Consider the following 13,039-nt stretch of genomic DNA (forward strand, 5'->3'; position numbering starts at 1 on the left):
GATGCCGATTCCCACCGCCATCCACCGCACCCAGGCCTGGTATCGCCGGCTCACGGTGCCCCAATTCACCGTGGTGACAGGCCTGCTGGTGGTGGCCGTCGGAACCCTGGTGTTGGCCACGCCGCTGTGCTCGGGGCCCAGCGTGGGGCTTTGGGAAGCATTTTTCACCGCCGCCTCAGCAGTCACAGTCACCGGGTTGAGCGTGATCGATGTGGGGCGGGATCTGACCGGCTTTGGTCAGGGGGTGCTTGCCCTGATGATCCTGGTGGGAGGCCTTGGTTTGATGGCGATCACCACCTTCCTGCAGGGATTTGTGGTGCGCGGAACAGCACTGCGCCGCCGCCTGGATCGCGGCCAAACCCTCGACGAATTCGGCGTCGGCGGCGTTGGATCCACGTTCCGAGGAATCGCCCTGACGGCGGCCGTTCTGATTCTGCTTGGAGCGGTCGTCCTCTACTTCTACGGATTCACAGACCTTCCCCGCGGTGGCGGACGGCTGTGGGCCGCGCTGTTCCACAGCATCTCGGCTTACAACAACGCTGGCTTTGGGTTGTGGCACGACAGCATTGAGCATTACCGCACCAACAAAGTGGTGAATGGGGTGGTGCTGCTTCTGATCGTGCTCGGAGGCCTTGGCTGGCGCGTCACCAGCGACCTCTGGAGCAACCGCAAGCGCCTCCAACGCCGCAACCTCAGTCTCCATACCCGTCTGGTGTTGCGGTCCTCGGTGATCCTGATCGCCGTGGGCACCCTGGGGCTACTGGTCACCGAGAGCCTCACCCAAGGGCAGCTGCTCACGGGCATGGCCTGGCCAGAACGGCTGATGAGTGCCTTATTCGAATCCGTGAGTTCCCGCACCGCGGGATTCACCACCGTGCAGCTCTCTCTTGCGAGCGTCTCGGACTCGGGGCTCCTGCTGCTGATGACGTTGATGTTCATCGGCGCCAGTCCAGGCGGAACAGGAGGCGGCATCAAAACCACCACGGTGGTTGCGCTCATGGCGGCCACGCGATCCACCCTGCTGGGCCGCGAGGAGGTGGTGATCCGCAACCGTGAGATCTCCGACAAGGTGGTGCTGCGGGCGGTGAGCATCACCGTGGCGTCCCTGATGTTCGTGCTGGGAATGGCCCTGCTGCTAGCCCTCAGCACCAATCTCAAGGGCGACGAACCATTCACCTTCCTCGAGCTGCTGTTTACCTGCATCTCAGCCTTTGCCACCGTTGGCCTCGACCTGGGAGTCACCGAAAAATTGAGCCAGTTCGGCCAATTGGTGCTGGTAGTGGGGATGTTTGTGGGCCGCCTTGGGATCCTGTTGCTGCTGAGCGCGATCTGGGAGACCCTCAAGCGCGAACGCAACAATCGTCAGAATCGAATCGGTTTTCCGCGGGATGATCTTTATGTCTGAGCTGGAGCGACGGGCATGAGGGAGTGGTGGCACTGGTCTCAAGCCCAGGGCGAGCAGCTGCAGAGCTTTGGGGTTGTGGGCGTTGGGCGCTTTGGCAGTGCTGTCTGCCAACAACTGCTGGAAAACGGCGCTGAGGTGCTGGCTGTCGATCGCGACCCTCGCGCGATCGAAGAGTTACGTCAGCAGTTGCCGTCTGTTGAAGCCCGCGTGGTCGACTGCACCGACGAGGAATCCCTGCGTGCCGCAGGAATCCTCGACATGGACACCGTGGTGGTGGCCATCAGTGAACCGATCGAGGCCAGCATCACCGCCACACTGATCGCCAAAGACAGTGCCGGAACGCGGGTCCGACGGGTGATCGCCCGGGCCACCAGCGACCTGCACGAAAAAATGCTCAAACGGGTCGGTGCCGATCGGGTGGTGTTCCCCTCGCGCATGCAGGGCGAACGGCTGGGCCTGGAACTGGTGCGGCCGAACTTGATGGAGCGGCTTGAGCTGGATGAGCGCCACTGCATCGAAGAGATCAAAGTGCCGAGTCGCTTCGTTGGTCGATCGCTCCGCGACCTGAACCTGCGCAAGAACTATCGCGTCAACGTGCTGGCGGCAGGACCCGCCAAAGAGCTAACGGTGAACCCACCGGCCTCTCACATGCTCGTGGAGGGCAATGTGCTGGTGGTGATGGGTCTGATCGACGATCTCCAAGACCTGCCCAAGGATTGATCGCATGCGCGTTCTGGGCCTGATGAGTGGCACCAGCGCCGATGGCGTTGATGCGGTGCTGGCGCATTTCGAAGGTCCCCCGACACATCCGCGCTGGCACTTGCTGCGCAGCGCGTCCCTGGCCTATCCCGCTGAACTGCATCGACGCATCGTGTCAGCAGGGCAAGGTCACCCCCACTCCGCAGCAGCCCTGCTGGATCTCGCCGAAGACATCACCGAGCACCAGGCTGCCGCCGCCCGGGCCTGCGATCCCGACGGCCAAGCGGCAGTGGTGGGATGCCATGGACAAACCCTCTGGCATCGCCCTCCCCAAGCAGGGAAAGGTGACGCTGCGAAGCGGGGAACCAGCTGGCAGATGCTGCAGGCACCGCTGTTGGCGCATCTGTTGCAACGCCCAGTGGTGCACGACTTTCGCGCCGCCGATCTCGCCCTCGGCGGCCAAGGCGCACCGCTGGTGCCGATGGCAGACGCTGCGCTCCTGGGGGCAGCATCCGGCTGGCGCGCTCTGCTCAATCTCGGGGGGATTGCCAATCTCACCCTCATCCCCCCCGGCACGGGCCCCGACCGTCACTCCCCTGTACTCGGCTGGGATTGCGGCCCCGCCAACACCCTGATTGACCTGGCGGTGGAGCATTTCAGCGAAGGCCGGGAGCATGTGGACCGGGATGGTCGACGCGCCGCAGCCGGACACATCCAGGACTCCCTGCTCAACCGCTGGCTGCAGGAGCCCTACCTGCACCAGCCGCCACCCAAATCCACCGGCCGCGAACTGTTCGGACGCCAAGACCTTCAGCGACGCCTGATGGAACTGGAGGGCCGCCATCCCGATGACTGCATCGCGACGCTCACTGCCTTCAGCGCCGCCGTGGTCGCCCAGGACCTCGATCAACTGACCGATCGCGGACTGCCGCGCCCCTTCGAACTGGTGGTGGCCGGAGGAGGCAGCAACAATCCTGTTCTGATGAACGAACTGCAACGCCGCTGCCGGGGCCTCCGCGTGCGCCGCAGTGATGACCTGGGCCTGCCCGCGGAGAGCAGGGAAGCACTGGTCTTCGCCCTGCTGGCCTGGTGGCATCAACGAGGCCATTGCGGCAATGCGCCGGCAGTCACCGGAGCCAGCAGGGCATCTGTGCTGGGCGTGCTGGCTCAGCCCCCTGGGGTCTGAACGGACTTGAATCAGCCCGGCCGAAACAAGCGCAGCCGACGGGGGGCACCCCGCAACCGACGGGCCGGCTGGGATTCCAATTCGGAGCGAATCTGAGCCGAGTCTCGTGCCCTTGGCTGAGCCACAGGCGCCTGGGGCGCACCCTGCTCAAAACGCTGCACGCCCTGCTGAATCAGCACCTTGGCCATGTTGCTAACGGTGCGCGACTCCTGCTCGGCCAGGGCCGCCAGCCGTTCGCACAATTCTTCGGGCAGCACCACCTGAATCCGAGGCGACTTCGGCTTGCCACTGGATGAGGTTTGGCGGGTGGCCATGCCCCTGAGTGCGTCAGAGCTACTTCAGAGTGTAGTCAGATGCGCAAGGATAGTATCCAGCACTATGCTGTGGTCACGCTTCAGCACCTTGCTCACCCACCCGGAGAGCCCATGCCCCGATCAGCCAGCCAGGCGCCCAACGCTGGGGAAGCCACTGCAACAACAGGCAAGACGGCCCCTGAGCTCCCGAAGACGCCCCCCAGCAGGCGCGCTCCTCGGGCTGCATCCAGGACCTCGGCACGCCGCAGGCGCAGCGCTCCAGCGCAGCGCAGCCAAGAAAACAGCGACGTGCTTGTGTCGGCTGTGATCAGCACCTATCTGCTCACCCATTTGCACCACGTGTTGCAAAGGGCTGAATTCGGTGCTGTGCAGGAAGGGCGTCAATCTCAGGCGGCCAACTACGCCCAGCTGCGCAAAGTGCTCTGCATGGATGCCCGCAGCATGGAAGACGCCTCGGCATCCGGCCTCCGCGATTCCGACCTCGAGAGTGCTGCCTGAAGGTTGTTGCCCAACAACCTTTATCGCAGAACAGCCTGTCGCAAAAAAGCCTGGCATTCACTCCAGAAGCCAAGCGAGAGACAACGTCTGCATGAGTGAACAATCCGCAGGTTCACAACAGCGGCAATCCAAAACCGGCGACTCTGAATAGCTTGAAGGAGAGTTGCCACCCTCTCCATGAGCAACGCTGCTGAGCTCTACCGCAGGATCGAGAGTGATCATGAGCTCACCAATGGCCTGTTCCGCCAGGCGCTCCAGAATCCAAGCGGAGCAATCTCGGCCATTTGCGAGATCGGCCAGTCCCTTGGATTGCCCGTGACACCCGACGAGGTCAAAGCGCACATCAGCAGCCTCGATGACGACCTCACCAAACAGTGGCTGATTAAAGCCAGAGGCGGCCTCTAACCTCCCGGCCCTATTTCCATTTGCCGTCAGCTCGGCTGGTGATCTCCGCCGCCCCCAGGCAGACATTGAGCATGGAGAGCAGGCTGAACACAGCCCAAGTCAGAGCGCTGTTTCTGACGGCTGTAGCCACCACCGCCTGCCCAGCTGAAAAAGAGCCAGTAGCTCACGATCGCCAGGCCTGCGGCAACCACAAGCGCCGTCACCTGTTCCAGTCGCCGCATGGCCTCGGAGCTCCGTTCTCGCGAAGTCCAGTCTGCATCGCCCCCTCCGCACGGGATGATGTGGGCCGCATGCCCCCACACCTGTGCTGAGACTGGAGCGCGTCAGCAAGATCTATCCCACGGGAGAGGTGCTGAAAGATGTGACATGGGAGGTCAAGCCAGGCGACCGCATTGGCCTGGTGGGCGTGAACGGCGCCGGAAAATCAACCCAGATGCGCCTCATTGCCGGGCTGGAAGAGCCATCGTCCGGCCAGGTGGTGCGTCAAGGGGAACCCCGGATCGCCTATCTGCAACAGGAATTTGATGTGGACCCGCAACGGACCGTGCGGGAAGAGCTCTTCCAGGCCTTCGGTGAAGCCGCCGAAGTACTGAACCGCCAACGGGCAGTGGAGGCTGACATGGGATCAGAGAAAGCGGCCGAGGACCCGGAGCATCTCGACCAATTGATTCATGAGCTCGGGCGGCTGCAATCCCGCTTTGAAGCCCTGCATGGCTACGAACTGGAAGCTCGAATCGACAAACTGCTTCCCACCATTGGCTTCACACCGGAAGGCGCAGAACGCACCGTTGCGGACTACTCCGGCGGATGGCAGATGCGGATCGCCCTGGGCAAAATCCTCCTGCAGGATCCCGACCTTCTTCTTCTCGACGAACCCACGAACCACCTCGACGTCGCAACCATTCAATGGCTGGAGGGCTATCTCACCGAACAAACCGCGGCTCTCGTCGTGATCAGCCACGACCGCACATTTCTCGACCGGGTGTGCAACCAGATCGTGAGCACTGAACGCGGAGTATCCCGTGCCTACCTCGGCAACTACACCGCCCACCTCGAACAGAAGGCCCAAGAACGGGAAGCCACCCAGGCCGCTTTTGATCGCCAGCAAAAAGAGATCGCAACCCAGCAGGCCTATATCGATCGGTTCAGAGCCAGCGCGACCCGGAGCACCCAAGCCAAGAGCCGCGAGAAGCAGCTTGACAAGGTGGAACTGGTGGACGCTCCTGTGGAAAGCGTGAGCGGACCCAGTTTTCAATTCCCGCCGGCACCCCGCTCGGGCCGTGAGGTCGCCCGCTTTGAGAACCTCACCCACTCCTACGGCGACAAGATTCTGTTTCTTGGCGCGGAACTGGACGTGGAGCGCGGTGATCGGATCGCGTTTGTGGGCCCCAATGGCGCTGGAAAATCCACCCTGCTGCGCCTTGTGATGGGCATCGAGACCCCGGATGAAGGCAGCGCCGGGCTCGGAGAACACAACATCATTGCCAGCTACTTCGAGCAGAACCAGGCCGAAGCCTTGGATCTCACGAAAACGGTGATCGACACCCTTTTTGAAGCGGTGCCGGACTGGACCCAAACCCAGGTGCGCTCCTTACTCGGCAGCTTCTGCTTCAGCAATGAGAGCGTCTTTAAGGAAGTCGGCAAACTCAGCGGCGGCGAAAAAGCACGGCTGGCCCTGGCCCTGATGTTGCTAACCCCTTGCAATCTGCTGGTGCTGGATGAGCCCACCAACCACCTCGATATTCCCGCCAAACAAATGCTGGAGAACGCCCTCTGTGACTATGACGGCGCCGCTCTCCTTGTCTCCCACGACCGCTATTTCATTTCCCGGGTCGCCAATCGGATCGTCGAACTCCGCGACGGAGAACTGATCCTCTACCGCGGCGACTACGACTACTACCTACAGAAAAAGCAGGAGGAAGCCGAGCAGGCGCGTCTCGCCAAGGTTGCAGCAGAAAAAGAAGCCAAACGCAAAGCGAATCAGGCGAAACAGAAGCAGAAACAGGCAAAACGCAAAAAAGGCTGATACCAGATCAGGCGCAAATTGCAAGATGAAACTTCATACTTGGCTAGGCAGGAAGACTTATTTCTCTTTGCCGACCAGTTTTGTCTGCATAGGCTGACTTCACTGACTCCTCGGGCCCGCCATGACAAGCCTTCACTCCAACCATGACGGCCCCAATGGCGACAACGGTCTCAACTCGGATCAACAGCACGAGCAGACCTGGGATTCGGTTGAAACCTATTTCCATTGCATCACCACTTGCTCTCTTGATGACGGGGAGTGCGTCACCCGTTGCGTTGAACAGTTGCGCGATTCCGACTCCTGACCTTGGTGATGCGGTTCAGCGCTGCAACCGACCCATTTCCGTCGGGGTCATGGTCACCGCCACCCGCCGACTGCCCCTTTGAACCTCCACCTTCAATGGGCGATTGACCCCATTGCGATCGATGGCCGTGACCACATCGCTTGGAGTTTTGACCGCTGATCCTGCAATCGCCACAATCACATCGTTGGTCTTCAAACCAGCTTGAGCGGCTGGCCCATTGGGCACCACAGAACGCACAACGGCGCCATGGGGATTGGGGGCACCGGGCCGGGGCGCAGGCACGGCCGAGAGGGTGACGCCGACCATCGGATGACTGGCACGGCCAGTGCTGGCGAGCTGCTTGGCAATGACACGAGCGCGATTAATCGGGATCGCAAAACCCAAACCGGCCCCAGGGCCTGAACGCACCAAGGTATTGATGCCCACCACTTCACCTGCGGCATTAAGCAGCGGGCCACCGGAGTTACCCGGATTGATCGCGGCATCGGTCTGAATCAGGTCGAGTCGCTTCCCAGAGATCCCCAACTGGGAGACGTTGCGATTGAGATTGCTGATGATCCCCAACGTGACGGTATTTTCCAAACCGAAAGGATTACCCACAGCAATAGCCCAGTCCCCCACTTGCAAAGCGTCGGAATTTCCAAGAGGCGCCGTGGGCCACGGGCCACCCTGATCAAGACGGACCACAGCCAGATCCGTGAGGCTGTCCTGGCCAAGCACCCGGCCGGAGACCCGACGCCCATCGGGCAATCCCACCATCACCTGTTCCGCCTTCTCCACCACATGGGCATTGGTGAGGACCAGGCCGGAAGCTTCGAAAATCACGCCACTGCCTTGTCCGGTTTCCACCCTTGAACGGGGAGCGAGAGGCCCCTGGAGACCGAAGAAGCGCCGGAAGACTGGGTCCATCATCAAGCCCCTGGGAAATCCAGACAGCCCGCCGGCCTGAACCGTGCGCTTGGTTTCCAGGGTCACCACTGCGGGACCGCTGCGCTTGACCGCGTCGGCCACAAACGAGCGAGGCGTGATCAATCCTTGGGTGGCCGGTGCCGCCTGAACTGTGGCGCCCGGAGCCAATGACCACAGGGGCATCGCCAGAGCCGCAGCCGACATCAACAGGGGGATGGATCGCCGAGCGGACATGGTTGTCACTTCAGGCCAACGATCGACAGACCGTAGACAGAAAAGACGCGAAGAACCGCGTGGATTGGTCGCGCAGACGTGACCGGATGCGACCGGACCAGCGAAGATGAAGAGATGCACGAGGACCCAGAGCACAGGGTCCACCGCGACCCCCAGCTTTGACGCGATGCTCAACAGCTTGTTCCCCTTGGTCTACGGCGCCGTTTTTGTGCTGCTGCTTTGGCAAGCCTTCCGGGTGATGGGGCAGGGGTTCAAAGCCGCCCACCCGTCCAAAGACCGCACCGGCAAAGTGACCGTGCATCCAGAACTGCTTGATCAGGACGGCCGCCTGACGGAGGAAGACCTCCTGACGGTTCGTTTCAGTGGAGACCAGGAGCCCTCAGAGAACCCCGACTGAATAAGGTTGGAGCCACGGCAGCCCTGAAAGCGCCGATTGGACTCGTAGGGGGGACTCCCAAGGTGGATCAACGAACACGGATCGTGGCAGCGGTGATCAAATCCGTGAAATTGCCTCCTCGTTTCCGGCTGCGGATGCTGAAAGACGATCCCGTGCGGCTGGAACTGAGCCTCACCCCTGCCTACGGCAAGCAACCCATCCAGGTGGGACTGGTGGAATCACTCGACCTCGTGGCACGCCGTGACCGCGAAGGACGCATCCCACGGGACCTTCAGGGCACCTGGGACTGGACCGTTCGCCATGGCCAGGTGAGCACCGGGGGTTGGAACCCTTACTTGAAGGAAGCACTGCAGACCATGTTTGAAACCGGCCTCCCCGCCATCGTTTACGAGGAACTGACCGGCGAGGACTATCACCCCGTTGATGGGGCGCGCCACGTCCGCTGACCCATCCATCCGAGGGAGTACTTCACAAGCGATATGAAGGCGTGCGAACCGTTACCGCACGCCCGGCCCAGTTGGGCTAGACAGAACAAGTTCGGCCTTTAAGGTTTTCTTTATGGCCACCCTCCGATCGTCCCTTGGCCCCCTGGTGCGCCTGCTGGCTGCCATGGGTGCTTTGAGCAGCCTCCTGCTTCTGGGCTTGCTCAACCTGTTCAGCTGATCGCAACCGCGTTGCCTCAACCGCCATCGGGATCCTTCCCGATCGATCCCTTGCTGCAGCGCCTGCGCAAGAACCTTTCGCCAGGCTCTCTTGTCCTGTTGCAGGCTCCTCCCGGAGCAGGGAAAACCACCCGAGTCCCCTTGGCATTACTCGGTCAATGGCCTGAAATCCCTCCCATGGAGGGCACAGTGCTGATGCTGGAGCCCCGACGTCTGGCGACCAAAGCCGCTGCTTCGCGTCTGGCAGATCAGCTCAATGAGCCCCTCGGGGAACGGGTGGGTTACGCGGTGCGTCATGAGAGCAAACGCAGCCGCCGCACCCGGCTGGAAGTGCTGACTGCCGGCTTGTTTCTGCGCCGCCTCCAGGCCGATCCAGACCTTGAGGGGGTCAGTTGCGTGATCTTCGATGAATTCCACGAGCGCGGACGGGACAGTGATCTGGCCCTGGCCTTGGTGCGCGACACCCAGACCCTGTTAAGGCCTGATCTAGCCCTGCTGCTGATGTCAGCAACCCTCGACCTCAGCGACCTCCAAGCACGGCTACCAAACGCAGACGTACTCGCCAGCGAAGGGCGGGCCTTTCCAGTCAGCACCTGCCATCTCCCACCCCGAGCGGACGAGTCCCTGAGCCGCACGGTGTTCAGAGCTGTCGAAGCCCATGGCCTTGCCCTGCTCGATCAGCCGTCCCCAGAGCTGGCATCGCCAACCCCGCCAACCGTGCTGGTGTTTCTGCCCGGCCTGCGCGAAATCGAGCGCTGCCGCGACCAGCTGGAGCAGGCGAGTTCCCTCGCGCGATGGGAGATCTGCAGCCTCCATGGCCAACAGGCATTGGCCACGCAAGCACAAGTGCTGCACCCCTGCCGTTCCGATGTGGAGGGACGGATTGTGCTGTCAACCGCCATTGCCGAAAGCTCGCTCACCATTGACGGCGTCCGCCTGGTGATCGACAGCGGCCTCAGTCGCCACACCCAGTATTCGCCGGGCACTGGCATGGAAGGCTTGGTGACCGTTCCTTCCAGCCAGGCCAGCGCTGACCAAAGGAGAGGCAGAGCCGGCCGACAAGGCCCTGGCCAGTGCGTGCGTTTGTGGTCACCTGCAGAGCAGCAACGGCGCCCCGCACAAGATCCACCAGAGCTCCTCCGCTGTGACCCTCAACCCCTGGTGCTCGACCTGGCGGCCTGGGGGGCTGGGCTGGGGCAAGAGCTGACCTGGCTCGATCCCCCGCCGTTGGCATCCTTGCAAGAGGGGCAGCAAGCGCTCAAAGACCTGGGTGCGCTAACACCCACAGGAACCCCCTCGCGCATGGGGAAGCAACTCGCCCAGCTCGGTACTCACCCACGGCTGGCGCTGATCTTGGTGCAGGCGCGCGCATGGGGGTGCAGCGGTCTCGGCGCGGATCTTGCCGCGGTCCTCAGCGAACGCGATCCGCTCAACCCCCGTGACCATGGCGCCGATCTGGGTGCCCGTTTGCAACGTTTGCAGCAACGCGGAGGCGACCGTATGGGCACGATCCGGCGCCTCAGCCAACAACTGGAACTCCAGCTTCAGCACTTACCGGCGCTACCGGATGAGGCCTTGCCCGGCTGGAGTGATCCGCCTGGTGAACGCGACGACGCCATGACCATTGCGGCTCGCCTGATTGCCACGGCCTTCCCTGAATGGCTCGCCCTACAGCGCGACGCGCAACCCGGGCGCTATCAGCTGCGCCAAGGGCGGGGCGCCCAGCTGCCGGAGGGCGACCCCTTGTTGGGGCATGACGCTCTGGCGGTGGCAAGGCTCGACATGGGAGGACGCAATGCCCGGATCCAACTGGCACTCCCCCTACCGAAAGCCTGGTTACAAGATCGAGCCGAGCTGGAAGGGAACTGGCGCACCACCGTGTTCTGGGACGACGCCAGCAGCAGCGTCCGAGCACGCCGGACCCTGGCGTTGGGTGCCCTCAACCTTCAAAGCTTGCCGCAGCCCAAACCGCCTACTGCGGAAGCCTGTCAGCTGTTGTTGGACAAGGTGCGCGACCAGGGGCTCGAGCTGCTGCCCTGGAATGCACGAGCGGAGCAACTACGGGCCCGCCTGCAGATGCTGCATCTAAAGCAAGGTGCTCCCTGGCCCTGCCGTGACCACGAACAGCTGCGCATGGCACCAGAAACCTGGCTGCAGGATGCACTGCATGGCTGCATGGGTTGGCGCGACCTCAAAGAAGAGACCCTCATCGAAGCGCTCTGGGGGGATCTGGACTGGAGCAGCCGTCAAAGGGCAGCACAGCTGCTGCCAGAACAGATTCGAATTCCGTCAGGGCGCCATGCCTCCCTGCGCTACAGCGAACAGGAGGTTGTGCTGGCCGTCAAACTCCAGGAAATGTTCGGCTGCGACCAGAGTCCATCCGTCCTGGGAGGTCAGCTACCGATCACGCTCGAACTCCTCTCGCCAGCAGGACGGCCGCTGCAACGCACACAGGATCTTGCTGGGTTCTGGGACGGGAGCTATCAGGACGTTCGGCGAGAGATGCGCGGGCGCTATCCAAAACACCCCTGGCCAGACGATCCACGCACCTGCCAGGCCACCGCAAAAACCAAAAACCGACTCCAAGCGGAAGCCAAGGGCCAGAGCCGATGAGCAATGCCGCGAACAGCCCTGCGCCAGAGTGTCGGTACTTGCCTGCTGGCTTTGCCCAGACTGTTCGTCAACAATCGCCGCGATGGCGCCCGGCTGATCAGCAGTGCGCTGGTGCTGTTCACCATCTTTGCCACCCAGATTCATCAGACCTGGGCGCTGCCTTTCGTTCTGTTCTTCACTGTGTTGTGCCTTTACTGGGGCATGCTCTACCGCCGCCTTGACCGCTGACGCCCCACCGACTTACTCCGTCCGTGAGCTGAACACAGCCATCGGATCACTGCTGGAACGCGGGTTTGCTCCCCGCTTTCTTGTGCAGGCCACCGCATCAAAACCACAGGTCAAAAAAGGACACCTCTGGATCACACTCACCGATGGTGAGGCCAGCATCACTGCCGTGGCCTGGGCCTCCAAGCTGAAGCAACTGGACTACGTGCCCGCAGACGGTGAGGGGGTGACCGTTGTCGGGAAGCTGAACTTCTGGGCGGCCCGCGCCACCCTGGCCGTCCAGGTGCTCGATCTGCGACCGAGCCTGAACACGGTGCTACGGCGGTTTGAAGCAGTGCGCGCTCTGCTCGAAGCCGAGGGAGTGATTGACCCGCTCAAGCGACGGCCGCTGCCCACCGCCCCACGACGCGTCGCTGTCCTCACCAGCGTGCCCAGCTCCGCGTTGGCAGACATGCTGCGCACAGCCCGCGAACGCTGGCCACTCAGTGAGCTGCTGGTGGTGCCCATCCCCGTTCAAGGAGACGTCAGCAACCGTATTTGCTCCGTGCTTCAGCGGTTGCGTGACGCGCCCGAGCCTCTGCAGGCTGATGCGTTGGTGCTGGCCCGTGGTGGCGGCAGCAGGGAAGACCTGATGGTGTTCGATGACGAACAGCTGTGCCGAGCCATCGCCACATTTCCTGTGCCAGTGGTGACTGGCATCGGCCATGAAGACGATTTAACGGTGGCTGACCTGGTCGCAGACCACCGAGCGGCGACGCCGACAGCGGCGATCGTCAGTCTCTTGCCATCCCGCGACACGGCTCTCCTGCAACTGCAGGAGCGGCTCCGTCGTCTCGCCAATCAACGCCAATGGTGGCTTGAACGGAAACGCCAGGTGCTGTGGGAGCGCCGTCAACGCTGGCAACTGCTGCAACCACAGGTGCTGCTGCAGCAACGACGCGATCAACTGCTCCAGCGACAGCAGCTGTTGCGAGCACTCTCGCCACAACGCTGGTTGGCACGCGGGTTTGCAATCCTTGAATCGCCGGAGGGGACGGTGTTTCGCAGCGTTAGCGAAGTCAAAAAAGGAAGCGACCTGGTGGTGCGTCTCAACGATGGAACCATCGCCGTTCAGGCGCAGAGCATCCGACCATCGAGCGCGGAGCAACCCGTCACCCCGTAG

At 62.4% G+C, this 13,039-nt stretch carries 15 protein-coding genes; 12 read left to right on the plus strand and 3 right to left on the minus strand.

The annotated features are described in order from the left end of the window. Position 1 precedes the first annotated feature (1 nt). From RS9916_RS08790 to RS9916_RS08800, 3 genes are read left to right on the plus strand one after another with little or no spacing between them, the layout of a single operon-like run. The gene (locus RS9916_RS08790) at positions 2-1,405 is read left to right on the plus strand and encodes a TrkH family potassium uptake protein (protein WP_007099012.1); all 1,404 of its coding nucleotides are present in this window, start codon (positions 2-4) and stop codon (positions 1,403-1,405) included. Between the two features lie 15 nt (positions 1,406-1,420). Beyond that, a complete protein-coding gene (locus RS9916_RS08795) occupies positions 1,421-2,125 on the plus strand; it encodes a TrkA family potassium uptake protein (protein WP_007099013.1) in 705 nt (234 codons plus the stop codon). A gap of 4 nt (positions 2,126-2,129) precedes the next feature. Then, positions 2,130-3,290 (plus strand): anhydro-N-acetylmuramic acid kinase, encoded by a 1,161-nt coding sequence (locus tag RS9916_RS08800; protein ID WP_007099014.1) that lies wholly within the window; start codon positions 2,130-2,132, stop codon positions 3,288-3,290. A gap of 11 nt (positions 3,291-3,301) precedes the next feature. Here RS9916_RS08800 and RS9916_RS08805 read toward each other — a convergent pair whose 3' ends face one another. Further along, positions 3,302-3,604, minus strand: coding sequence for a hypothetical protein (locus RS9916_RS08805; protein WP_007099015.1), 303 nt, complete (start codon positions 3,602-3,604; stop codon positions 3,302-3,304). Between the two features lie 111 nt (positions 3,605-3,715). On the opposite strand from RS9916_RS08805, the gene RS9916_RS15145 reads away from it, so the two are divergent. Then, positions 3,716-4,102, plus strand: coding sequence for a hypothetical protein (locus tag RS9916_RS15145; protein WP_038023552.1), 387 nt, complete (start codon positions 3,716-3,718; stop codon positions 4,100-4,102). A 177-nt stretch (positions 4,103-4,279) separates the two neighbouring features. Then, a complete protein-coding gene (locus RS9916_RS08815; RefSeq protein WP_007099017.1) occupies positions 4,280-4,507 on the plus strand; it encodes a hypothetical protein in 228 nt (75 codons plus the stop codon). 26 nt (positions 4,508-4,533) lie between these two features. Here RS9916_RS08815 and RS9916_RS08820 read toward each other — a convergent pair whose 3' ends face one another. Beyond that, positions 4,534-4,728 (minus strand): hypothetical protein, encoded by a 195-nt coding sequence (locus RS9916_RS08820; protein WP_007099018.1) that lies wholly within the window; start codon positions 4,726-4,728, stop codon positions 4,534-4,536. An 83-nt stretch (positions 4,729-4,811) separates the two neighbouring features. On the opposite strand from RS9916_RS08820, the gene RS9916_RS08825 reads away from it, so the two are divergent. Then, positions 4,812-6,533, plus strand: a complete 1,722-nt coding sequence (locus RS9916_RS08825) for an ABC-F family ATP-binding cassette domain-containing protein (RefSeq protein ID WP_007099019.1) — start codon at positions 4,812-4,814, stop codon at positions 6,531-6,533. A 121-nt stretch (positions 6,534-6,654) separates the two neighbouring features. Continuing rightward, positions 6,655-6,837 carry a hypothetical protein gene (locus RS9916_RS08830; RefSeq protein ID WP_007099020.1) on the plus strand — a complete coding sequence of 61 codons (183 nt, stop codon included), beginning with the start codon at positions 6,655-6,657 and terminating at the stop codon, positions 6,835-6,837. 15 nt (positions 6,838-6,852) lie between these two features. Here RS9916_RS08830 and RS9916_RS08835 read toward each other — a convergent pair whose 3' ends face one another. Further along, positions 6,853-7,980 carry a trypsin-like peptidase domain-containing protein gene (locus RS9916_RS08835; protein WP_038024416.1) on the minus strand — a complete coding sequence of 376 codons (1,128 nt, stop codon included), beginning with the start codon at positions 7,978-7,980 and terminating at the stop codon, positions 6,853-6,855. 166 nt (positions 7,981-8,146) lie between these two features. Between RS9916_RS08835 and RS9916_RS08840 the strand changes: the two genes are divergently transcribed. From RS9916_RS08840 to xseA, 5 genes are all read left to right on the plus strand, one after another. Continuing rightward, complete coding sequence (locus tag RS9916_RS08840) at positions 8,147-8,377, plus strand: DUF2973 domain-containing protein (protein WP_007099022.1); 231 nt, start codon at positions 8,147-8,149, stop codon at positions 8,375-8,377. A 62-nt stretch (positions 8,378-8,439) separates the two neighbouring features. Beyond that, on the plus strand, positions 8,440-8,823 hold the full coding sequence (locus RS9916_RS08845; RefSeq protein WP_007099023.1) for a hypothetical protein: 384 nt from the start codon (positions 8,440-8,442) through the stop codon (positions 8,821-8,823). 228 nt (positions 8,824-9,051) lie between these two features. Continuing rightward, a complete protein-coding gene (gene hrpB / locus RS9916_RS08850; protein ID WP_007099025.1) occupies positions 9,052-11,652 on the plus strand; it encodes an ATP-dependent helicase HrpB in 2,601 nt (866 codons plus the stop codon). 3 nt (positions 11,653-11,655) lie between these two features. Continuing rightward, entirely contained in the window at positions 11,656-11,880 is a 225-nt protein-coding gene (locus RS9916_RS08855) for a hypothetical protein (protein WP_007099026.1), read from the plus strand. Beyond that, a complete protein-coding gene (xseA, locus tag RS9916_RS08860; RefSeq protein WP_007099027.1) occupies positions 11,870-13,039 on the plus strand; it encodes an exodeoxyribonuclease VII large subunit in 1,170 nt (389 codons plus the stop codon). Before RS9916_RS08855 ends, xseA begins: the two co-directional genes overlap by 11 nt.

The sequence above is a fragment of the Synechococcus sp. RS9916 genome, assembly GCF_000153825.1.
Lineage (GTDB): Bacteria > Cyanobacteriota > Cyanobacteriia > PCC-6307 > Cyanobiaceae > Synechococcus_C.

Bases quoted from the DNA above. Each gene is read 5' to 3' on its own strand.
- RS9916_RS08790 (WP_007099012.1), top strand. From the start codon at position 2: ATGCCGATTCCCACCGCCATCCACCGCACCCAGGCCTGGTATCGCCGG.
- RS9916_RS08795 (WP_007099013.1), top strand. From the start codon at position 1,421: ATGAGGGAGTGGTGGCACTGGTCTCAAGCCCAGGGCGAGCAGCTGCAG.
- RS9916_RS08800 (WP_007099014.1), top strand. From the start codon at position 2,130: ATGCGCGTTCTGGGCCTGATGAGTGGCACCAGCGCCGATGGCGTTGAT.
- RS9916_RS08805 (WP_007099015.1), bottom strand. From the start codon at position 3,604: ATGGCCACCCGCCAAACCTCATCCAGTGGCAAGCCGAAGTCGCCTCGG.
- RS9916_RS15145 (WP_038023552.1), top strand. From the start codon at position 3,716: ATGCCCCGATCAGCCAGCCAGGCGCCCAACGCTGGGGAAGCCACTGCA.
- RS9916_RS08815 (WP_007099017.1), top strand. From the start codon at position 4,280: ATGAGCAACGCTGCTGAGCTCTACCGCAGGATCGAGAGTGATCATGAG.
- RS9916_RS08820 (WP_007099018.1), bottom strand. From the start codon at position 4,728: ATGCGGCGACTGGAACAGGTGACGGCGCTTGTGGTTGCCGCAGGCCTG.
- RS9916_RS08830 (WP_007099020.1), top strand. From the start codon at position 6,655: ATGACAAGCCTTCACTCCAACCATGACGGCCCCAATGGCGACAACGGT.
- RS9916_RS08835 (WP_038024416.1), bottom strand. From the start codon at position 7,980: ATGTCCGCTCGGCGATCCATCCCCCTGTTGATGTCGGCTGCGGCTCTG.
- RS9916_RS08840 (WP_007099022.1), top strand. From the start codon at position 8,147: ATGCTCAACAGCTTGTTCCCCTTGGTCTACGGCGCCGTTTTTGTGCTG.
- RS9916_RS08855 (WP_007099026.1), top strand. From the start codon at position 11,656: ATGCCGCGAACAGCCCTGCGCCAGAGTGTCGGTACTTGCCTGCTGGCT.